This window comes from Amycolatopsis sp. NPDC059235, from assembly GCF_042754125.1.
Classification (GTDB): Bacteria; Actinomycetota; Actinomycetes; order Mycobacteriales; family Pseudonocardiaceae; genus Amycolatopsis; species Amycolatopsis albidoflava.
Map to the genome: position 1 here is coordinate 25,135 of NZ_JBHZAG010000046.1, position 20,835 is coordinate 45,969.

Genomic DNA, 20,835 nt, shown 5'->3' on the forward strand with positions numbered 1-20,835 from the left:
TCAGCAAGACTCCAGGAACCGCGTCAGCACCCGCGTCCCGAACCGCAGCCCGTCCACCGGCACCCGCTCGTCCACGCCGTGCGCCATCGCCCGGTACGGGAACCCTTCCGGCAAAGCCAGGGGAGCGAAGCCGTAGCACGCCATCCCCAGCTGGGTGAACGCTTTCGCGTCCGTCCCGCCGCCCATGCAGTACGGCACCACGACCGCCTCCGGGTCCTCCGCCCGCAGCGCCGCCGCCATCGCGTCGAACCACGGCGAATCCACCGGAGCCTGCACCGGCGGCTGATGCGCCACGAATTCCCGCGTGACACCCTCGCCCAGCAACGAATCCAGCACCGCGAACAGCTCGTCCTCGGTCCCCGGCAGCACCCGGACGTCGACCTGGGCGCTCGCCTTCGACGGGATCACGTTCACCTTGTACCCGGCGTCGAGCATCGTCGGCGTGGTGCTGTTGCGCACCGTCGGCACCACCAGCGCCCCGGCCGTCCCCAGCCGCGCCACCGTTTCGTCGACCGCCTCGCCGGACGAAAGATCCACCGGCACGCCCAACGCGGCACCGGTCCGCTCCAGGAACGCACGCACGGTCGGCGTCAGCTGCACCGGCCAGCGGTGGTCCGCGATCCGCTGCAGCGCCCCGACCAGCCGCACAACCGCGTTCTCCGAATTCGGCCGCGACCCGTGCCCGGCCCGCCCGGTCGCGGTCAGCCGCAGGTGCGCGGTCCCGCGCTCAGCGGTGCCCACCGGGTACAGCCGCACTTTCCGGCCGTCCGCGGCGGGCACGTGGTAGCTGTACCCGCCGGACTCGCTGATCGCCGCCGCACAGCCCTCGAACAGGTCCGCGTGCTCCTTGACCAGCCAGTGCGCGCCGTAATCGCCGCGGTCCTCCTCGTCGGCGACGAACGCCAGCACGAGATCCCGCCGCGGCCGCAGCCCGGACGCGACGGCGGCCAGCACCATCGCGCAGAAATCCTTCATGTCGACCGCGCCCCGGCCCCACAGGAACCCGTCGCGGACCTCGCCGGAGAACGGCGGTACAGACCAATCGCCCGCGGCCGCGGGCACCACGTCCAGATGCCCCTGCACGAGCAGCGCGGGCAGCGTCGGATCGGTGCCCGGGATCCGCGCGATGACATTCGACCGCTGCGGTTCGGACTCCAGAATCCGCGCCGAAACCCTGTGCTGGCCCAGGAATTCGGCGACGTACTCGGCGGCCAGGCGTTCGCCCGCGGCCTCCCCGTCGCCCCAGTTGGTGGTGTCGAACCGGATCAGGTCCGCGCACAGCGAAACAACGTCGACCTCAGCCATAAATGCCCTGCACCGCCCCTGCCGCGATGGCCGTGACCACCTTGAACGCCTTCATCGCCTCGGTCATGCTCGGCGCCTCGAACGCGACGCGGCGCGTCCCGGTCTGCTCCACGGTCGGGATCACCGCGGTCGCCTGCGCTAGATGGCTCGCGTCGAACTCGACCTCGATCCGGTGCCGCCCCGGAGTGCGCTCGGCCCGCCCGGCCAGCGCCATCGACTCCCGCGCGCCGGTTTCCAGCAGCTTCGCCGTGCGCGCCGGCGGCAGGCAGATCGCCGCGTACCGGCTCACGCATTCCTTGACCTGCACCAGTTCCGCGTCCGGCGCGTAGTCGCGCGCGTCCTCGCAGGTCTGGTCGTCGCCGCTGACCAGCAGCACCGGCACGCCGTACTCGGCCGCCATCGCCGCGTTCAGCCTGCCCTCGCTCGCGGGCACGTCGTCCAGCCACACGCCGGTGATCTGGTTCTCCAGATAGGTGTGCGACAGGACGCCGTCGAACCCGGCCCCGGCGTGGTAGCCGAGGAACACCACACCGTCCACACCGGAATCGATGCCCTGCATCATCGACAGCGGCTTGTGCCGCCCGGTCAGCATCCGCGCGCGTTCGTCGAGGTCTTCCAGGAGCAGGTTGCGCTGCGACGAGTGCGCCTCGTTGACGAGCACGTCGGTCGCGCCCGCCGCGTACAGGCCGGCCAGCACCGCGTTGACGTCGCCGGTGAACATGCCCCGGAACCGCTGCCACTGCGGGCTCCCGGGCACGACGTCGTCGGTCCAGGTGACCCCCGTGGCGCCTTCCATGTCGGCCGAGATCAGGATCCGCATGCCGGGCACTCTAGTGATCCGCGCCGCGACCATAACGATCGGACACGCAGCGGCACCGTCACATATTGCGCGCTTCCCGCCGTATGTGGTTACTTTTCGTCTCTGGGGTCGGGGATTGACGATGGGGTGGTTCTCAAGTGCGAAATAAGCACAGGCGGCACGGGTTGCGCCGCGTTTTCGGTGTCGTGATGGCAGGAACGCTGGCGATTCTGCCGTTGGCGGGCACTGCGGCCGCGCAGCAGCAGGCGCAGCCGAAGGTGCTGCGGGTCGCGTTGACCACTGGTATCGACCACTTGAACCCGTTCACCGCCGGGCTCGCCGCGTCGACGCAGGTCGGCCGGTTCATCTACGAGTTCCTGACGATCCCGTCGCAGGACAAGGCCGAGGCCGCGCCCGCGCTCGCCGAATCGTGGACGACGTCGCCGGACAAGCTGACCTGGACGTTCAAGATCCGCAAGGGCGCGAAGTGGTCCGACGGGCAGCCGGTCACCGCGAAGGACGCCGCGTTCACCTTCAACCGGATGCTCACCGACGCCACCGCGCGCACCGCGAACGGCAACTACGTCGCCAGCTTCCAGTCGGTGACCGCGCCGGACGACGCCACGCTGGTCATCAAGACCAAGACCGTGCAGTCGTCGATGGCCCTGCTCGACGTCCCGATCGTGCCCGAGCACGTGTGGTCGCAGATCAAGGACTACAGCGACCCGAAGACCGACACGATCCCGGTCGTCGGCGTCGACGACGGGCCGTACCAGATCACCGAGTACAAGCAGAACGAGTACGTCAAGTTCAAGGCCAACAAGGACTACTGGCGCGGCGCGCCCAAGGTCGACGAGCTGCAGCTGCTGGTGTTCAAGGACGTCGAGGCCGCGGTCAACGCCCTCAAGCAGGGCGAGGTCGACGTGATCAACCGGCTGACCCCGACCCAGTTCGACGCGCTGAAGGACCAGCCGAACATCGCGCTGAACAAGGCTCCCGGCCGCCGCTACAACGAGATCAACCTGAACTTCGGCGTCCAGAACTCGGAGAACAAGCCGATCGGCAACGGAAACCCGGTGCTCAAGGACATCCGGGTGCGCCAGGCGATCGCGCAGTCGATCGACATCTCCACGATCGTGGACAAGGTCGCCGGCGGCTACGCCCAGCCCGGCGGCGGCGTGATCCCGCCGATCTATTCGGCCTACCACTGGGATCCGGCGCCGGGGGAGGCGCGCAAGTTCGACCTCGCCGCCGCCAACGCCGCGCTCGACGCGGCCGGCTACCCGAAGGGCCGCGACGGCATCCGCACCGCGCCCGGCGGCGCGCGCCTCGAACTGCGCCTCACCGGCCACGCGAACCGCGCGCCCGACCAGCGCCTCGCCCAGTACGTCACCGGCTGGCTGCACGACATCGGCATCTCGGTGAAGCAGGAACTGGTCTCCGACGACGAGCTGAACGACCGCACCAACGCGGGCAACTACGACCTCGCGATCTCCGGCTACGCGAACAACCCGGACCCGGACTACTCGCTGGCCCTGCACACCTGCGCCGCGCGGCCGAACGCCCAGGGCAAGGGCGGCACCACCGACACGTTCTTCTGCGACCCGCAGTACGACGCGCTCTACGCCAAGCAACTCGCCGAAACGGACCCGGGCGTGCGCGCCGGCTACGTGAAGCAGGCTCAGGCACGGCTCTACAGCCAGGCCGTGAACGTCGTCTACGACTACGACAACGCGCTCGAGGCCTACCGCTCCGACAAGTTCTCCTCGTTCGGCAAGCAGCCCCAGCCCGAGGGTTCGATCCTCGAGCAGACCGGCTACTGGGGCGTCTACGGCGCGGTCCCGGCCGACGCTTCGGCCGCTTCGTCGGACAGCGGCTCCGGCACGACAGTGTGGATCGTCGTCGCCGGGGTAGTGCTCGTCGTGCTCGTGGGCGGCGGCATCGCGCTGTCCCGCCGCGGCAAGTCCGCCGACGACCGGGAGTGAACCCGATGCTCTGCCAGCCGACTGCTCCAGCGCGCGAGTCCGAAGCCGGAAACTCAAGCTTCCCGGCTTCGCCGCGCCGACCGTCCACAAAGGACGCAACGCCCCCCGAAACGCCGACTCTATGCCCTCGCGACCGCTCGATCGAGTCCGTGAGGGGAACCCTGCGGTACTCAGAGTCCCGCAGGGTTCCCCTCACGGACAGCCGGACCGTCCAGCGGAGGGGGAACCGCGGGTGAGCCAAGCGATCGCGCCCGACCAGGCCGCAGTGCTCGCCGACCCCGACGAGCGCCGCGGCGGGACCGGGACGCTCCGGTTCGTCCTCACGAAGATCGCCGAGGCGGTCGCCAGCGTCTTCCTGGTGATCGTCCTCGGGTTCTTCCTCTTCCGGCTGCTGCCCGGCGACCCGGTCGCGTTCATGGCCCGCGACCGCCCGACCGACCCCGGCCAGATCGCCGAACTGCGCGAGCGGCTCGGCATCGACAAGCCCGTCCTGGCCCAGTTCGGGAACTACTTCGTCGGCCTGTTCCAAGGCGACTTCGGCGAGTCCTACATCGAACGCCGCCCGGTGCTGGACATGATCGGCGAACGGCTCTGGCCGACCGTGCTGCTCGTCGGCAGCGCGACCGTCCTGGCCGTCGCGCTCGGGCTTTGGCTCGGCATCCGCGCGGCGTGGAAGCGCGACAGCTTCTTCGACCGCGCGCAGACCGGCATCGCGCTGACGTTCTGGTCGGTCCCGCAGTTCTGGCTCGGCCTGCTGCTGCTCGTGGCCACCAACGGACTGTTCCCCAGCCGCGGCATGCACTCGCCCGACGCCGGGCCCGGGTTCTTCGCCCAAAGCCTCGACGTGCTGCACCACCTGATCCTGCCGTGCCTGACGCTGCTCGCGGTGTTCTACGCGCAGTACATGCTGGTGATGCGCTCGTCGCTGCTGGGGGAGATGAACGCCGACTACCTCACCACCGCCCGCGCGAAAGGCCTGCGCGACGACCTCGTCCGGCGACGGCACGCGGTCCCCAACGCGCTGCTGCCCACCGTGACGCTGGTGTTCATGCAGTTCGGCACGGTGGTCGCCGGCGCGGTCACCGTCGAGGCGGTGTTCAGCTGGCCGGGCCTCGGCCAGCTCACCTACGACGCGCTGCACGGCCCGGACCTGCCGGTGCTGCAAGGGGTTTTCATCGTCCTCGCCAGCGCCGTCGTCCTGATGAACCTGTTCGCGGAGCTGCTCTACCGCGTGCTCGACCCGAGGGTGCGTACCGCATGACCGCCGCAACCACCGCCGAGAGCGCCCGCGCGATCGCGTGGCGCCGCCGCCGCGCCGGAATCGCCCGCACCTGGCACGAGTTCGCCACCCAGAAAGCCGCGCTCGCCGGGCTTTTCCTGCTCGTGCTCACCGTCCTGCTCGCGCTGCTGCTGCCGCTGATCAGCGACCAGAGCGGCCTCGACGTCACCCGCGTCGCCGGAAAACCGCTCAGCCCGCCGGACAGCCAGTTCTGGCTCGGCACCGACATCGACGGCCGCTCGGTGCTGCTGATGACCGTGTGGGGCACCAGGATCTCGCTGCTCGTCGGATTCTGCGCGACCGCGCTGAGCGTGTTCATCGGCACCCTGATCGGCATCACCGCCGCGCACTTCGGCGGCTGGGTGTCGGCGATCCTGTTGCGGTTCACCGACTTCTTCCTCGTGCTGCCCTCGCTCGTGCTGGCCATCGCGCTGGCTGCCGTGCTGCCGCAAGGGATCTGGACCATCGTGCTCGCGATCGGCGTCACCGCGTGGCCGAGTACCGCCCGGCTGGTCCGCGCCCAGACGCTCACCATCGAAAGCCGCCCGTACATCGAACGCGCCCGCGCGCTCGGCGGCGGACACCTGCACGTGGTCGCCAAACACGTGCTGCCCGGCGTCGCCCCGCTCGTGCTCGCCAACACCACCCTCGTGGTCGGCAACGCGGTGATCGCCGACGCCACCCTGTCGTTCCTCGGCGTCGGCGACCCCACCTCGATCTCCTGGGGCGCGATGCTCGAAACCGCCCTCAACAACGGCGCGGTCACCCGCGGCGCCTGGTGGAACCTGCTCCCGCCGGGCATCGCGATCGTGCTCGTCGTGCTGATGTTCACCCTCGTCGGCCGCGGCCTCGAAACCGTGCTGAACCCGCGGCTCAAAGGACGGCACTCGTGACCGCGCTGCTCGAACTCAAAAACCTCGGCGTCACCTACCGCACCGGCGGCGGCGACGTCCCCGCGGTCCGCGGCGTCGACCTGCGCCTCGACGCGGGCGGCACGCTCGGCGTCGCGGGGGAGTCCGGCTCCGGCAAGTCCACCGTCGCGATGAGCGTGCTCCGGCTCCTCCCTCGCAGCGCGAAGATCACCGGCGAAATCCTGCTCGACGGCGAGGACGTCAGCGAGATGCGCTGGGGACGGCTGCGCGCGGTCCGCTGGGCCGAGGCGTCGGTGGTGTTCCAGGGCGCGATGCACGCGCTCAACCCGGTCCGCCGCATCGGCGAGCAGATCGCCGAACCGATCCGCCTGCACGCCCCCGACGGCAAGGCGCAGACCGAAGCACAGGTGCAGGCCCGGGTCACCGAACTGCTCGAACAGGTCGACCTGCCGCGCTCGCGGGCGGGCGCGTACCCGCACGAGCTCTCCGGCGGCCAGAAACAGCGCGTGATGATCGCGATGGCGCTGGCCTGCGAACCGCGGCTGGTGATCGCCGACGAACCGACCACCGCGCTCGACGTCATCGTCCAGGCCCAGGTGCTGTCCGTGCTGTCGAAACTGGTCGCCGAACGCGGCATCGGGCTGATCATGATCAGCCACGACCTGTCCGTGCTCGCCGCCACCTGCGAACGCATCGCGGTGATGTACGACGGCGAACTCGTCGAGGAACGTCCCAGCGCCGAGCTGATGTCCTCGCCGCAGCACGAACACAGCCGCGCCCTCGCCGCAGCCTTCCCGACGGTCGGCGACCCGGTGTCGCGCTACGCCCCGGCCACCGCGACCCCGCTGCCCCCGGAGCCGGAGGAGCGCGCGGGTGCGGACGAGGCGCCGCTGCTCGCCGCCGAGGACCTGCACGTCACGTTCCGTGACCGCAAGGGCAAGCGGATCCACGCGGTCAACGGAGTGAACCTGGAGGTCCGCCGGGACGAGATCGTCGCGCTGGTCGGCCAGTCCGGCTCCGGCAAGACCACCCTCGCCCGCACGCTGCTCGGCCTGCAGAAACCCGACTCCGGCGCGGTCCGCTACGCGGGCAAGCCGGTGCCCGCGGGCGGGGCCGGGCTGCGCGCGTACCGGCGGGAAGTCCAGCTCGTGCTCCAGGACCCGACAAGCGCGCTGAACCCGGCCCACACGGTGTACGAGGCGGTCGCCGAAGGCCCGCGCATCCACGGCCTGGCGAACGAACGCGACGTCGTGCTCAAAGCGCTCGAATCCGCCGAACTGCGCCCGCCGGAGAAATTCCTCGACCGGCTCCCGCACGAGCTGTCCGGCGGCCAGCGCCAGCGCGTCGTCATCGCCGGGGCCCTCGCGCTCGAACCGTCGCTGCTGCTCGCCGACGAACCGGTGGCCTCGCTCGACGCGTCGGTGCGCGGCGAGATCCTCGCACTGCTGCTCCGGCTGCGCCGCCAGCTCGGCCTGTCCGCGCTCGTCATCACCCACGACCTGGGACTGGCCTGGAACATCGCCGACCGGGTCGCGGTGATGTACCGCGGCGAACTCGTCGAGACCGGTACCGTCGAACAGGTCCTGCTCGACCCGCAGCACGAGTACACGAAGTCGCTGCTCGCGGCGCTCCCCGGGGGCACCGCGCAGCGGACCGCGGCCGAGGCCTGACCGCAGTCCGCTCCGGGCGCGCGCCGAACCCGGCCGCGCCCGGAGCCAGTGCGGGGCGGGCCGACTGCACCCGGTAATCTTCTGGATCGAAATGGCCACTACTATCGACGACGCGCAGCCGAACGCCGGAAGTCTCGACCGGCAGTTCCTGACGCCTTCGCGCTTCCCCTACCGCACCATCGCCATGGGTACGGTCGGAAGCGCCCTCCTCATGCTCGCCGCGCTGGGCGCGGGCGGCATCCTCATCCGAGACCCCGTCATCGGCCACGGCCCGCTCTCGTGGATCCGCTACGGCCACGGCCGCGCGCTCGCCAACGCGCTGCTCTACAGCGGATTCGGCCTCGTCGTGTGGGCGTGGGTCCGGCTCGGCCGCTACGCGCTCGCCGGGCGCATCGGCAGCAAGCCGATCCTGATCGCCGCGCTGTGCTGGATGGCGCCGCTGATCGTGTCGCCGCCGCTGTTCACCCGCGACGTCTTCTCCTACCTCGGCCAGGGCGCGCAGCTGCTCTACGGGCTCGACCCGTACGCCAACGGCCCCGCCGAGCTGCCCGTGCTGCCGAACGTCGTGCAGAACGTGCACCCGCTGTGGCAGACCACGCCCGCCCCGTACGGGCCGCTGTTCCTGCTGATCTCCAAGGGCATCGTCGCGATCACCCAGGACCACATGATCGCCGGCGTCATCCTCACCCGGCTCGTCCTGCTCGTCGGGCTCGGCATGACGCTGTGGGCGCTGCCCCGGCTCGTCAAGCACCTCGGCGGGAAGCTCCCCGTCGCGCTCTGGGTCGCGGTCGCCAGCCCGATGATGGTCATCCACCTCTTCGGCGGCCCGCACAACGACCTGATGATGCTCGGCTTCCTCACCATCGGGATGCTCGCCGCGCTCGAGCGCAAACACGTCATCGCGGTCATCCTCGTGACGATCGGCATGCTGATCAAGCCGACCGCCGCCGTCGCGCTGCCGTTCATGGTCTGGATGTGGGCCGCGGACATGCGCGGCCCGTCGAAGACGAAGAACTTCTTCAAGGCCGGCGCCGCGGCGGTCGGGCTGTTCCTGCCGGTGTTCGTCGTCGGCACCTGGGTGTCGCTCGGCTCGCTCAACCTCGGCTGGTGGTCCGGGCTCAAGGCCCCGCAGCTGATCACCAACTGGCTGAACTTCCCGAGCGGCATCGGCGAGGCCGTCTACAACCTCGTCCACATTTTCGCCACCGTTCAGCCGTCGCCGTTCGTCACCGTCGCGCGCGCCATCGCGATGGTCGGCCTCGTCGTGTTCGGCGTCCGCCAGTGGTGGCTCGCCCGCGGCGGCGGCAAGGAAGCCGTCTACCGCGCCGCGATCACCCTGCTGGCCGTCGCGATCCTCATGCCGCCGACCCTGCCGTGGTACCTGACCTGGGGCTTCGTGCTGATCTCGGCGTTCCCGTGGGAGCGGCGGAACCTGTCCGCGATCGTGGCGATCTCGGTGTTCGTGACCCTCGTGTACTACCCGACGGGGGAGCAGGCGCTCTACGACTGGTGGTTCATCGCGATCGTCGTCGTGGTCAGCCTCTACGCCGCCGCGTCCCTGCTGCGCCCCGACCCGCTCGGGCTCGTCGCCGCATGGCGGAAGAAGCCCAAGGACGAGGAATTCCTCCCGGACACTCCCGCCAAACCGCTGTGAAAGGGTGGTCCCGGCCTCCCGCCGGGACCACCCTCTCCGGCTACTTGCGGTTCGCGCGGTAATTCCGGAACAGCAGGTAGGTGTCGAGAATATCCGCAGGGTCGCTCTCCACCGAGCGGTAAATGCCCCACTTCGGCCGCACGTAGTCGCCCTGATCCGGCAGCTTCACCCCGGTCTTGCTGCCCTGTGCGGCGATCGGCGCCCCCGCACCGGCGCCGCTGCGGATCACGCAGGCCGCCGCGCCCGCGTCGCCCGGAGTCAGCGTCCACTCGATCGTGATCCACTTGTCCCGCAACGGAGCCAGCTTCGCCGCCGCGATCGACGGCGAACCCGGATTCGCGTACGCCCGCGCGGAAATCATCTCCACACCGCCGTCCCGGACCAGGTCGAGCGTCACCCACGGACCTTCGTTCGTCGCCGGGGTCTTCGTCTGGAAGATGTGCGTGAACCGGCTTGTCCCGTGCAGACTGGCCGGGATGAACATCTCGTAGGACAGCGTCCAGGTCTCGCCGTTGTGCATCTTCAGCGCGGAACCGTTCTGCACCATGCCCTTCGTCTCGGTCCGCTGCCGATCCCCGCCGCCCGTGGTGTCGCGGTCGTCGCGCCAGATGTTGAAGCGGTAGTGATTTCCCTCGACCACCACGTATTTCCGGTCGGGGTGCGCACCGCCGCGATCCGCCTCTACGCCCTCGAAGGCTTTCAGCCCGTCCTTCACGGGATCGGGATGCCACAACGGGCTCGCGGCAGTGGCGAACCGGGCCAGCGGGCCAGCCAGAACCGGCACGGCGAGCGCCGCCCCGGCCATCGTGCGCAGCGCCGTACGGCGCGGAAAAGCAGAGGAATCCGGCATCACGGAGTGTCCTTTCCGAACAGGAACGAAAGGGGCACATCGGCCGGCGGCGTCGTACATCCGATGTCTGGCAGGTCAAAGGTAAGAGTCTTGCCGAAGGCGGTCAAGGTCCGGTCACCGCTGGGGAACCGATCAGAGGATCGTCACCATCGGCTTACTGTGCGAAGGATCGGATTGATGCTCTTAAGCTCGTCGAGCAGGTGCATCGCTCCGCGCCGGACTTCCTCGTTCGCGCTGTGCGTGAGCGGCTCGCACATCCCGACCGCGGCGTCCCGGTCGCCGGAGGTGATCCCCAAGACCTCGCTGACCGCTCGGTCGATCCATTCCGCCTGCTCTGGATCAGCCGTCGCGAGTGCTGTTGCCACCAATCGGATGCACGTGGCGTCGAGCCGTTGAAGCAAGGCTCGCGCGGTCGCGTCGATGACGCCCGTGTCTTTGCTGTCCAGCACGAGATTCACCAGTGCCTGTTGAGCCTCAGGGGCGTCAGCGAAGTTCGCCAGGCTGCATCCGGCGTCCGCCCTGTCCTGGTAGGCCGGACTGCTCGCCAACGCGACCAGCGAAGTCACGCACGCGTGCCTCAGTTCGGTATTCACGGGTACACCTTTCACCCGCGGCCGGGCCCGTCTCAACGGGTTTCTTCGCGCTCAGAACATCTTGGTCAGCACGTCGTGCCAAGCAGTCACGGTCTGCGCGAGCTGCGCACCGGTCTTGGCGGCCTCGGTCACCGCGCTCAACGCCAGTTTCGCCCGGCCGCGCTTCTGCTTCTCGCCGGGTTCAGCGGCGGCTTCCGCGATGTCCTTGACGTGGTACAGAAGCTCCTCGCGCTCCTCGTCCGGCAGATCAGGATCCTCGCGGACCGCCGCGGAAAGCGCCTCGATCGCCTCGGCGAGCCGGTCGTCGCGGCCGGCGACCGGAGCCAGCACCGTCGTGATGTCGCGGACCGTGCTGTTGAGGATGAAGTTGCTGTGCGTCACGTCGCCGCCGATTTCGATGCGGTGGCCGGACTGCGGCGCGGAATCCCGTTTGTAGTCGGCCATGTTGCCGAGCACCTCCGTCAGATAGTCGAGCGCGATGGTCACGTAAGCCAGATAGGCGCGGGCGAAGCTTGCGGCGTCGAGCCGGTCGGTGCTCCACCGGGCCACGAACTCGAAACCCTCGGTTCCCTTGGCCAGCCGACGGCGGATCTCCTCGGTCACGAACCCGTCTAGCACCCCGCCGTCCAGCTGCCACGCGGAACCGAACCGGAGCGGCCACGGCCCGGTGAGCGCCGCCTCCTTCAGCTTCGCGGTGTCTTCGATGAAGTCCCGGAGATCCTGCTCCATCGCCTCGCCCGACACGTGCTCCTTGAACCGGGCTTCCTTCGGCCGGTGCATGAGCGGCAACAGCTTGGGAAGGGGGAGCGCGGCCAGCCCGTCGGCGACCGCGACGAGCGCGCTGTGCAGGTCGCCGAGGAAGGCTTCCCATTCGCCGGGCGGGAGCACCGCGATCCCGGCGCCGTCGTCGGCCCGCCCGTAGCGGGTGCTCAGGGTTTCGCGGAACCGTTTGGCGAGCGGATCGGTGATCGGGGCCAGCAGGCGCTCCGCTTCGGGATGGATGCCGGAGAACAGGATCCGGCGCGCGGAAGCCCAGACGAACAGATCCTTGATCCGGCCGACCGTTTCCCGGGCAGGGCGAGTGCCGTCGCGCTCGAAACCCCACCAGACGTTGTACCGGCCGTAGTCTTCCTCCTCCTGAAGGAAACGTCCCGGTTCGCACGGCCGCTCGACCTGCGGGCGCAAGACCTCCGCGTGCGCCCGGGCCTCGTCGGCGACGCCGACGGTGAGCGCGGCGAGCACCTCGCGGATCGTGCGCCTGGCCCGGTCGGCGTCAGACACGGCGTCGCGAGCCGAGCCGCTCAAGGTCAGTTGCACCGGACCCGGGTGGCGCGGTGCGGGCAGCTTGGCTTCCCTTGTCTTCCGCTGCCATTCGGAGGCCTGCGAAGACCGCTCAGAGCTGGTCTTGTCCCTCACGGCCTGCGTGTTCGCCGCGATCTTCGCCTTGTTCTTCTCGTACGCTTTCGACGCGAGCCGGAGACCGCCGCCGATCAGCGCGATCCAGACCAGGGCGTTGAATCCGTTGGCCACCGCATGGTCGAGGTTGCTGCTGACGGCCGCGGCGATCAGCATCACGACGACCACCACCGCGATTGCACACCCCACAACGCCTCCCCCCGATGCGCAGCGGCCCCACCGAGGGTGCGACCGCCGTCACAGCATGATGCCACGGCACTCGGACGCGGGACGATGAACCGAGACAGCGGGACCCCGAGGGGAGAAGCCGGTGCAGGAAACGGATCAGCACGAACTCGACGCCTTGCTCGCGACAGCCCGGATCGTCCGCACCTTCAACAGCTACTACCGCGCGGTCGACGAGCGGCAGTTCGACGCACCGCGTTTTCAGCGGATCTTCGCGCCGGACGGGAAGATCGTGCGCCCCAACGGCGCGGAGACCGCCGGCCCGGAGGACATCGCCGACAGCCACGCCCGCAGCTTCGCCCGCTTCGAGTCGAGCCAGCACCTGCTGACCGGCCACGACGTCGAGATCCACGGCGCCACGGCCGTCGTGCGCGCGAATCTCGTCGCGATCCACCTGTGGAAGGACCGCCCGGTCACCGTGCGCATGGAAGACCGGGCGTTCACCGCGGGCGGCGTCGTCACCGCGGACCTGCGGCAGACCGGGAACGGCTGGCGCATCACCGAAGTCCGGACCCGGATCCTGTGGCGGACCGGCTACTTCGGGGACCTCGCGCAGACGCGCTGACTCACCGGGAGACGTCGCGGTCGAGGAAGTCCACGAGATGCGAGGTGAAGACGTCGTTGTCGTCCCCGGCGACCATGTGCCCGGCCTTGACCTCCTCGAACCGCGCGCCGGGCGCCAGCCGCCGGAAATTCTCGACGCTCGCGTCGGTCACGACGTCGGACTCGCTCCCGCGCACCAGCATCACCGGGACCTCGAGCGCCCGCGCCGCGTCGGCGAGCCGGTCCTCGCCGATGTCGCGGCTCGGCTCGTCGCCGAAGTCCAGGATCCGCGGATCCCAATGCCAGTGCCAGCGGCCGTCCGCGCGCAGGCGGACATTCTTGCGCAGCCCTTCGAGATTGCGCGGACGGCGGCGGTGCGGGTTGTAGGCGTGGATCGCGTCCGCGACCTCCTCCAGCGACGCGAACCCGTTCGGCGCGCCCGCCATGAACTCGGCGATCCGTTCCCGGCCGGCCACCGAAATCCGCGGCGTGACGTCGACCAGCACCAGCCCCGCGGCGCACCCCGGCCGTTCGCCGGCGGCCGTGAGCGCGGTCATCCCGCCGAGCGACCCGCCCACCAGCACCGGAACCTCGCCGAGCGCTTCCAGGACGGCGTAAAGGTCCTCGACGAACGCGTCCAGGGTGTAGCCGTCCGGCGCCCACTCGCTGTCCCCGTGCCCGCGCGCGTCGAGGGTGACCGTCGACCAGCCGTCGCGCGCGACCCGTTCCGCGGCGCGGCCCCAGGAATGCCGGGTCTGCCCGCCGCCGTGCAGGAACAGCACCGTGCCGCGCCGCGCGCCGTCGGGCTCCCAGCGGTCCCCGGCGAGGCGAACTCCCTTGCCGTGAAACGAAACCCGATGGACCCTGCTCATGTGCGCTCCGTTCGTCACCCTCGGCCCGCACCATATGTCCGGTGCCGCTTGAGTGTTCCGGCGCTCCGCGGCTACGCCGCCGGTTTGCGAAGCACCTCCACCAGCGCCGAGATGCTGTGGTCCCCGTGCCCTGCCTCGACCGCCCGCTGCACCAGATCGTTGAGCGGGCCGCGCCAGGACGTGTCGACGCCCGTCTCCGCGCCGAACGCGTCGTCGTCGGCGGCCATCTCGTGGAAGAGATTCACCGAGGACGCTGCCTCGGTGTAGTCGCCGCGGTCGATCTCGTCGGCGAAGACCGGCAGGACCGAGTTGATCATCTCGAACCACTTCACGGTGAACCGCACCAGCGTGCTCGCCTCCAGCCCGCGCGACTGGACCGCGGCCGCACCCTGGAAAAACCCGGCGAGCGCGGGCAACAGGGTGCCGCCGACCGCCATCTCGTACAGCGCGGCCAGATCCGGCTCGCCGCCGAGGTGGACGGTGTCGCCGCCGAGCACCTTCAGCGTGGTCTCGTGCTCGTCGAAAACGGCTTTGTCCCCGGCGTAGTAGAGAAGCGTGTCCCGCGCTCCGACCGCGGACGGCACGTTTTTGACCGCTCCGGCGAGAAACCGCGCACCGCGGCCGGCCGCCCACTCGGCCGTCATGCGGGCATCAGCCGGGATCCCGCTGTTCAAGGTCACGAGCGCGCGCCCGTCGAAGGACACCGGCCCCAACGCCTCGCGAGTGTCGCCGAACGTCGTCAGACACGTGACGACCAGCGGGCTCGCGGCGACCGCCGAGGCCGGGTCGGCGGCCCGGACCGCCCCGTCGGCCACCAGCGGCGCGGCCTTGTCCGGCGTCCGGTTCCACACCGTCGTCGGATGCCCGGCCGCGAGGAACGCCCCGGCCAGCGCCCGCCCCATCGACCCCAGTCCCGCAACGGTCACCGGCGTGCGAATATCCCCAGTCATATTTTTCAGCTCCAGCAATGGTTTCCGATGAATCACACCGTCCACATCGGACCCTGAGGCCCGGTTCCGGCGTCCGTTTCATCCTGAAGCCGCACGCACCGAAGATCAAGTACCTACAATTTTGTTCGGTACTGACATTATTGTCAGTGAAAAAGGGGAGGAGCCTTCGGTGAAGAAGTACACCTGCGGACTCGACGCGGCGATCGCCGTCATGGGCGGCAAATGGAAAGGCCTGATCCTGTTCGCCCTGAGCGACGGCCCGGTCCGGTTCGGCGAGCTGCGGCGCGCGGTGCCCGGCATCAGCGAGCGCATCCTGATCCACCAGCTCCGCGAACTGGAGAGCAGCGGGCTCGTGCACCGCGAGGTCTACCACCAGGTCCCGCCGAAAGTGGAGTACTCGCTGACCGATTTCGGCCGCACGCTCAACGCCGCGATCGCCCCGCTCGGCGAATGGGGCGAGGAACACCTCGAACGGATCGAAGCGCTGCCCTGAAGCCGGGTCAGCGCTTCGCCGCGCGGTACCGGTTGATCAGCGCGGTGAGGGTCGCGTGGTCCGCGCCGCGGTTGAGCGCGGCGACCAGGTCGTCCGGGCAGAGCTGGTAGTGATCGCCCCACCAGCGGCGGGCACGGTTGTCCCAGATCTGGTACCCGCCGGGCACGCCCCGGGCCACGTAGCGCCGTTTCGCCATCGTCAGTCCTGGTCGAACGCCGCGGCGAAGGTGGGAGCCAGTCGCGTCAGTTCGGCATGCTGCCCCGTCGCGTCTGGGGTGCCGCAGCGGTTCTCGGTCTCCAGCGTCGCCGACCCGCAGATCCCGGGTTCAGCCGCGTCGCCGCATGTCAGTGCCGCATCGACAGTCGAGAGGAGCCGCTCGCCGGAATAGCCGTCGTAGGCCGCCACCAGCTGCCAGACGAGCAATTCCCCGGCCCGGGCGGTCGCCTGCACATCATTGCGAAAAGCGCGCTCCCAAGGTCGTTCGCCCTCGCACTGCGGCGCGAGGAGCAGCGGGTCGATCCACTCGGCGGCAAAGGAAGCAGGAGCCTGTCGCTGCTCGACCCCCAAGATCCCCCTCCGCATGCCGGGAAGATCGCCGGGCTCGGGCCCAGCGTTACCTCAGTCCTGGTCGAACGCCGCGACGAAGGCGGGAACCAGCCGCTTCAGTTCGGCCTGTTGCGCGGCCATGCTCATTTGGTAGTCGGTGGCCGCGACCGCAAGAACGCGATTGCCGTGCGCGAGGACCAGGACACAGCCGGCCATCCGGGCCTCCGCGAACTGCCCGCAGAACCCGAGCTGGGGATCACCGGTGCCGGGGACCGAGAACCGGGACTTCACCGTCAGCTCGGCGTCCTCGGGGAGCCCTTTGCCGTGCGAGGAGAACCGGCTCACGACTGCGAGATCGTGGTCTCCCGACACCGTTTTCCCACAGCTGAGAGCCTTGTCCAGGCCCGAGACGACCTGCGATCCGGTGAAGCCCTCGTACTCGGCGAGCCGCTGCCGGACCCACAGCGTGTCCTTTGTGGAGTACGCCTGCGCGCCGTTCCGTACGGCGGCGTCCCAAGGCTGGTCGGTGGCGCACGCCCGCACGATGCGCAGCGGCGTGTTCGGGCCGACGACGTACGGCAGCCGATCCCGTCCCACGGTGAGACCGGCCTTCGCCAGCTCGTCCCCGCTCGGCAGATACTTCGTGAGGTCACCCGCGGCCAGCGGCGGCGCGGAACTCGACGGCGGCGCGGGACTCGGCTTCGGAGCAGCCGCCGGACCCTCGGCCGAACAGCCCGCGACCAGCAGGACAAGGCCGGTCAGCACAAGCGCGATACGCATGATCCTCCCCAGTTCGGGAGAAAGATCGCCACGCCCGGACCGTTCGTTACGAACCCGCCCAACCCCGCCAGGTCCGCACCTCGGTCACGACCACCGCGTGCTCCGGCGGCCTCTCCGCGTACTGCGGATACTTCTCCGTCAACCAACCGGCATACGAAGCCCGTGAGGCGTCAGCGACCACCCGCGCCGCCCCGTCCGCGCGGGCCCACCACAATCGCGACCAATCCTCGTCGTACTCGTCGACCAGGAACGACACCGCCGGGTTCTCCGCGATGTTCGCCAGCCTCCGCAACGACGTCGTGGTCTTCGGCTTGTGGTCGACCGCGAACACCACCGTGTCGTCGCGCACCGCGAACGTCACCGGCACCAGATGCGGGACCCCGCGACTGTCCACTGTGGCGAGACGGGCCACCCGCGCCGCCGCGAAGCGCGCCCGGGTTTCCACAGTGGACAGTCGCATGCGGCTCAGTCCAGCGCGGGGGAGTCGAGGGTGACGGTGCCCAGTTCCGTGTCGAGCGAGGCCGAAACCCCGAGCGGCAGCGTCGGCGACCCCGCCACGTGCCCGAAGCCGAACCCGCTCAGCACCGGAACCCCGAGCGGCGACAACCGTTCCGCCAGCAGTTCCCGGACCTCCGCCGGGTCGCCGCACGCGGCCCACGAACCCAGCACGATCCCGCGCACGCCGTCGAGCCAGCCGGAACGCAGCAGCTGCGTCACCATCCGGTCGATCCGGTACGGGCTCTCGGTCACGTCCTCCAGCAGCACGATCCCGCCGCGCGCGGACCCCTGCTCAGCCGTCCCGACCCCGGACGCCAGCAGCGACAGATTCCCGCCCACCAGCACGCCCAGCGCGCGGCCGGGCACGACCACATCCGGCTCCCGCGCCCGCAGCACCCGCGCGTGATCCGGTTCGAACAACGTCCGCCGCAGGTGCTCCGACGCGTCTTCGTCGAAGAGGACGCTGGCCGGCATCGGCGAGAGCAGCGTCGCAAGGTCCAGATGGGTGTGCACGGCCCGGTGCAGCGCGGTCACATCGCTCGACCCGGCCAGCACCTTCGGCCCGGCAGCCCGCAACGCCGCCCAGTCCACCAGATCGATCATCCGCTGCGTCCCGTAGCCGCCGCGCGCCGCCAGCACGCACCGGACCTCCGGATCCAGCCACGCCTCGGTGAACTCCGCCGCCCGCGCCTGGTCCGGCGCGGACAGGTAGGACTGGCCGGAAGCCCGCACGCCGGCCCCGATCCGCACCTTCACGCCCCACTCGCGCAGCACCGGAAGCGCGGCGTCCAGCAGGTCCTGCGGCACCGGCCCGGACGGCGCGACGAGCGCGACGGTGTCCCCGGCGGAGAGTCTGGCGGGCCTCATCGGGACAGCTCCAGCCGCGGCACGTCCGGCGTCTCGAAGCCGAACACCTGGCCGTAGAAGGAAAGTTCCGCCTCCAGCGCGGCGACGATCGTCTCCGCCTTCCGGAAACCGTGCTGTTCGCCCTCGAACCGCAGGTACGCGTGCGGGATCCCGGTGCCGTCGATTTCGGAAACGAACCGGTCCGCCTGGTCCGGCGGGCAGATCTCGTCCTCCAGGCCCTGCAGGAACAGCACCGGCCCGGCCAGCGAACCCACGTGCGTCATCGGCGAGCGCTCCCGGTACCGCTGCGCGGTTTCCGGATACGGGCCGACCATGCTGACCACGTACTGCGACTCGAAGTCATGCGTTTCGCCGCCCTCTCCGGTCCAGCCGGCGAAGTCGAGGATCGGGAACTTCACCGTCGCCGCCGCGTAGGTGCGGGTCATCGTGATCGACGCCGCCGAGGTGAACCCGCCCGCGCTGCCGCCGCGGATGCCCAGCCGGGCCCGGTCGGCGATCCCTTCCGCGACCAGCGCTTCGGCGACCGCCGCGCAGTCGCGCACGTCCACCACGCCCCACTGCTCCCGCAGCCGCTCGCGGAACGCGCGCCCGTAGCCGGTGGAGCCGCCGTAGTTCACCGCGACGACGCCGATGCCGCGGCTGGTGAAGTACGCGAAGTCCAGGTCCAGCGATTCGTCGCTGTGCCCGGTCGGCCCGCCGTGCACGTGGACCACGTACGGCGGCAGTTCGCCTTCCGGTGCGACGAAGTCCGGGTTCGTCGGCGGGAACACGTAGGCTGGGATGTCCGCGCCGTCCGGCCCGGTGAACACCCGCTCCTGCGGCACCGGCAGGTACTCCGCGGGCGGCAGCGAGGCCGGCTGCGGCGTGAGCGCGCGCCACTTCCCGGTGGCCGGGTCCAGCACCACGACCGCGCTCTCGTGCCGCGGCCCGCCCGCGATCCCGGCGATCCCGTCCGGCGTCGCGACGAGCCCGATCGACGACCACACGGTCAGCTCGGTGTCGACGCGCGTGACCGAACCGTCGCTCTCGTCGAGGATCGCCGGCTTTCCGGAGTCGAGGACCGCGTGCTTCCCGCCGCCCAGCGGAGCGAACCAGCTGGTGCCGAGCTTCCACATCGGCCCGCCCAGCTCGCGTTCCACCGGCGCGAGATTGACGGTCGCGCCGTCGAGTCCGACGCGGTGCAGGTTCCACCAGCCGTTCGGGTCGGCGAGCACGAGCAGCTGATCCGCGGTTTCCCACGCGACCTGGCACACCGCGACGTCCGGCCCGCCCGCCAGCACGCGCGCGTCCCCGAAGGAACCGTCGGCCGCCACCGGCGCGACGAACAGCTCGGTTCCGTCCCACGGCATCGCCGGGTGGTCCCACGCGATCCACGCGGCGTGCGCGCCGTCCGGCGACAGCTGCGGAGCGGTGAAGAACCGGTGCCCTTCGACGAGCACTCGTTCGGCGGAGCCGTTCAGCGGGATCGCGACCAGCTCGCGGGAGATGTCGGTGCGCCGCGGCCCGGTGCTGCGCTCGCGGACCGCCCACACCTCGCCCTCGCGGCCGGGCCGGAGGTCGCCGTACCGGACGCCCTGCGGCGTGGCCGGTTCCGGGGTGAGCGGGGCGACTTCGCCGTTCTTCAGCGCGTACACCCGCTGATCGGCCCAATGCGTGAACACCACGACGTCGTCGACCGCGAGCCACGGCCGCCCGCCGTATTCGTGCACCCGGTTGCGGACGTTCCACGGCGCGGGCAGCACGTCCTCGACGCCGCCGCCGGGAAGCGCGCGCACGAGCGCGACGCGACCGCCTTCGGCAGGCCGCGCCTCCGCCCACCAGAGCGCGCCGTCGACCGCGGCGAGCCATTGCGCGCCGCCGCCGGCGGCCGCCGCGTCGGCCGCGGTGACGGGAGAGGTCCAGGTTCCATGAGGAGAGATGCGAGGCACCCGGAAAGCCTAACGAGGATCCGCTGCGTGTCCGGATCCGCACGCACCGCGCAGGAATCCCGCGCGAACTCCCCTCAACCCGGGGCGGCGGATGCCGATCATGCGTGCGTGGCCTAGGGTCGAAGACGCTATGTCACGCGTAATCCACGTCTTCCGCAAGCCCGACCGGTTCGTGGCCGGCACGGTCGGCGAGCCCGGCGACCGCACCTTCTACCTCCAAGCGACGGAGGACGTGCGGACGATCAGCGTCACGATCGAAAAACAGCAGGTGGTCGTCCTCGCGGAGCGGCTCGGGTCGCTCCTGGAGGAGGTCGCCAGCCGGTTCGGGGCCGACGTGCCCGCCGAGGCCCCCGACGACGAGGTCGACGTGGACCCGCTCGCGGTGCCCGTCGAGGAGGAGTTCCGGGTCGGCACGATGGGGCTCGGCTGGGACGCCGACTCCGGCGCGGTCGTCGTGGAGCTGCTCGCGATCACCGAGGGCGAAATCGACGAGACGGTCGTGCTCGACGACACCGAGGAGGGCCCGGACGCGGTCCGCGTGTTCCTCACCCCGGTCGCCGCCCGCGCCTTCGCCGAACGCGCCGACCGCGTCGTCAACGCCGGCCGCAAGCCGTGCCCGCTGTGCGGCGAACCGCTCGACCCGGCCGGGCACATCTGCCCGCGGCAGAACGGGTACCGGCGCGACGTCGACGTGACCGAGGACTGAGGGC

General features: G+C 70.3%; 21 protein-coding genes. 8 read left to right on the top strand and 13 right to left on the bottom strand.

The window, feature by feature from the left end:
• Both ACFXI3_RS26790 and ACFXI3_RS26795 read right to left on the bottom strand, forming a co-directional pair.
• Nucleotides 1-1,305 carry a M20/M25/M40 family metallo-hydrolase gene (locus tag ACFXI3_RS26790; protein ID WP_378403090.1) on the bottom strand — a complete coding sequence of 435 codons (1,305 nt, stop codon included), beginning with the start codon at nucleotides 1,303-1,305 and terminating at the stop codon, nucleotides 1-3.
• Entirely contained in the window at nucleotides 1,298-2,125 is an 828-nt protein-coding gene (locus tag ACFXI3_RS26795; protein WP_344275397.1) for a M55 family metallopeptidase, read from the bottom strand. The genes ACFXI3_RS26790 and ACFXI3_RS26795 overlap by 8 nt, the downstream gene beginning before the upstream one ends.
• Before the next feature lie 188 nt (nucleotides 2,126-2,313).
• Here ACFXI3_RS26795 and ACFXI3_RS26800 point away from each other — a divergent pair, with 188 nt between their 5' ends.
• The 5 genes from ACFXI3_RS26800 to mptB all read left to right on the top strand — a co-directional run bounded on the left by ACFXI3_RS26800 (nucleotide 2,314) and on the right by mptB (nucleotide 9,564).
• Nucleotides 2,314-4,089: an ABC transporter substrate-binding protein gene (locus tag ACFXI3_RS26800; protein WP_378403092.1), complete on the top strand. Its 1,776-nt coding sequence runs from the start codon at nucleotides 2,314-2,316 to the stop codon at nucleotides 4,087-4,089.
• 232 nt (nucleotides 4,090-4,321) lie between these two features.
• On the top strand, nucleotides 4,322-5,350 hold the full coding sequence (locus ACFXI3_RS26805) for an ABC transporter permease (protein WP_344275392.1): 1,029 nt from the start codon (nucleotides 4,322-4,324) through the stop codon (nucleotides 5,348-5,350).
• Nucleotides 5,347-6,261 (top strand): ABC transporter permease, encoded by a 915-nt coding sequence (locus tag ACFXI3_RS26810; protein ID WP_378403094.1) that lies wholly within the window; start codon nucleotides 5,347-5,349, stop codon nucleotides 6,259-6,261. The genes ACFXI3_RS26805 and ACFXI3_RS26810 overlap by 4 nt, the downstream gene beginning before the upstream one ends.
• Nucleotides 6,258-7,910: an ABC transporter ATP-binding protein gene (gene nikE / locus ACFXI3_RS26815; protein WP_344275386.1), complete on the top strand. Its 1,653-nt coding sequence runs from the start codon at nucleotides 6,258-6,260 to the stop codon at nucleotides 7,908-7,910. The genes ACFXI3_RS26810 and nikE overlap by 4 nt, the downstream gene beginning before the upstream one ends.
• A gap of 91 nt (nucleotides 7,911-8,001) precedes the next feature.
• Nucleotides 8,002-9,564 (top strand): polyprenol phosphomannose-dependent alpha 1,6 mannosyltransferase MptB, encoded by a 1,563-nt coding sequence (gene mptB, locus ACFXI3_RS26820; RefSeq protein WP_378403097.1) that lies wholly within the window; start codon nucleotides 8,002-8,004, stop codon nucleotides 9,562-9,564.
• Between the two features lie 40 nt (nucleotides 9,565-9,604).
• On the opposite strand, the gene ACFXI3_RS26825 is transcribed toward mptB, so the two are convergent.
• The 3 genes from ACFXI3_RS26825 to ACFXI3_RS26835 form a co-directional block, all read right to left on the bottom strand.
• Nucleotides 9,605-10,414: a hypothetical protein gene (locus ACFXI3_RS26825; protein ID WP_378403099.1), complete on the bottom strand. Its 810-nt coding sequence runs from the start codon at nucleotides 10,412-10,414 to the stop codon at nucleotides 9,605-9,607.
• Nucleotides 10,415-10,557: 143 nt separating this feature from the next.
• The gene (locus ACFXI3_RS26830; RefSeq protein ID WP_378403101.1) at nucleotides 10,558-11,007 is read right to left on the bottom strand and encodes a hypothetical protein; all 450 of its coding nucleotides are present in this window, start codon (nucleotides 11,005-11,007) and stop codon (nucleotides 10,558-10,560) included.
• Between the two features lie 51 nt (nucleotides 11,008-11,058).
• Nucleotides 11,059-12,612 (bottom strand): hypothetical protein, encoded by a 1,554-nt coding sequence (locus ACFXI3_RS26835; RefSeq protein WP_378403103.1) that lies wholly within the window; start codon nucleotides 12,610-12,612, stop codon nucleotides 11,059-11,061.
• 121 nt (nucleotides 12,613-12,733) lie between these two features.
• On the opposite strand from ACFXI3_RS26835, the gene ACFXI3_RS26840 reads away from it, so the two are divergent.
• A complete protein-coding gene (locus ACFXI3_RS26840; protein ID WP_344275372.1) occupies nucleotides 12,734-13,213 on the top strand; it encodes a nuclear transport factor 2 family protein in 480 nt (159 codons plus the stop codon).
• A 1-nt stretch (nucleotide 13,214) separates the two neighbouring features.
• Here ACFXI3_RS26840 and ACFXI3_RS26845 read toward each other — a convergent pair whose 3' ends face one another.
• Together ACFXI3_RS26845 and ACFXI3_RS26850 are read right to left on the bottom strand one after the other, a co-directional pair.
• A complete protein-coding gene (locus ACFXI3_RS26845; protein ID WP_378403105.1) occupies nucleotides 13,215-14,063 on the bottom strand; it encodes an alpha/beta fold hydrolase in 849 nt (282 codons plus the stop codon).
• 71 nt (nucleotides 14,064-14,134) lie between these two features.
• On the bottom strand, nucleotides 14,135-15,013 hold the full coding sequence (locus ACFXI3_RS26850) for an NAD(P)-dependent oxidoreductase (protein ID WP_378403107.1): 879 nt from the start codon (nucleotides 15,011-15,013) through the stop codon (nucleotides 14,135-14,137).
• Between the two features lie 211 nt (nucleotides 15,014-15,224).
• Here ACFXI3_RS26850 and ACFXI3_RS26855 point away from each other — a divergent pair, with 211 nt between their 5' ends.
• Complete coding sequence (locus ACFXI3_RS26855; RefSeq protein WP_378403158.1) at nucleotides 15,225-15,506, top strand: winged helix-turn-helix transcriptional regulator; 282 nt, start codon at nucleotides 15,225-15,227, stop codon at nucleotides 15,504-15,506.
• A gap of 7 nt (nucleotides 15,507-15,513) precedes the next feature.
• On the opposite strand, the gene ACFXI3_RS26860 is transcribed toward ACFXI3_RS26855, so the two are convergent.
• From ACFXI3_RS26860 to ACFXI3_RS26885, 6 genes are read right to left on the bottom strand one after another with little or no spacing between them, the layout of a single operon-like run.
• A complete protein-coding gene (locus ACFXI3_RS26860) occupies nucleotides 15,514-15,702 on the bottom strand; it encodes a hypothetical protein (RefSeq protein ID WP_378403108.1) in 189 nt (62 codons plus the stop codon).
• A gap of 2 nt (nucleotides 15,703-15,704) precedes the next feature.
• Nucleotides 15,705-16,073 carry a hypothetical protein gene (locus ACFXI3_RS26865; RefSeq protein ID WP_378403110.1) on the bottom strand — a complete coding sequence of 123 codons (369 nt, stop codon included), beginning with the start codon at nucleotides 16,071-16,073 and terminating at the stop codon, nucleotides 15,705-15,707.
• 51 nt (nucleotides 16,074-16,124) lie between these two features.
• The gene (locus tag ACFXI3_RS26870; protein ID WP_378403112.1) at nucleotides 16,125-16,832 is read right to left on the bottom strand and encodes a hypothetical protein; all 708 of its coding nucleotides are present in this window, start codon (nucleotides 16,830-16,832) and stop codon (nucleotides 16,125-16,127) included.
• 46 nt (nucleotides 16,833-16,878) lie between these two features.
• Complete coding sequence (locus tag ACFXI3_RS26875; protein WP_344275355.1) at nucleotides 16,879-17,292, bottom strand: TIGR03668 family PPOX class F420-dependent oxidoreductase; 414 nt, start codon at nucleotides 17,290-17,292, stop codon at nucleotides 16,879-16,881.
• Nucleotides 17,293-17,297: 5 nt separating this feature from the next.
• Nucleotides 17,298-18,197: an LD-carboxypeptidase gene (locus ACFXI3_RS26880; protein WP_378403113.1), complete on the bottom strand. Its 900-nt coding sequence runs from the start codon at nucleotides 18,195-18,197 to the stop codon at nucleotides 17,298-17,300.
• A complete protein-coding gene (locus tag ACFXI3_RS26885) occupies nucleotides 18,194-20,125 on the bottom strand; it encodes a prolyl oligopeptidase family serine peptidase (protein ID WP_378403115.1) in 1,932 nt (643 codons plus the stop codon). Before ACFXI3_RS26885 ends, ACFXI3_RS26880 begins: the two co-directional genes overlap by 4 nt.
• A 130-nt stretch (nucleotides 20,126-20,255) precedes the next feature.
• On the opposite strand from ACFXI3_RS26885, the gene ACFXI3_RS26890 reads away from it, so the two are divergent.
• Entirely contained in the window at nucleotides 20,256-20,831 is a 576-nt protein-coding gene (locus ACFXI3_RS26890) for a DUF3090 domain-containing protein (protein WP_344275347.1), read from the top strand.
• Nucleotides 20,832-20,835: the final 4 nt, after the last annotated feature.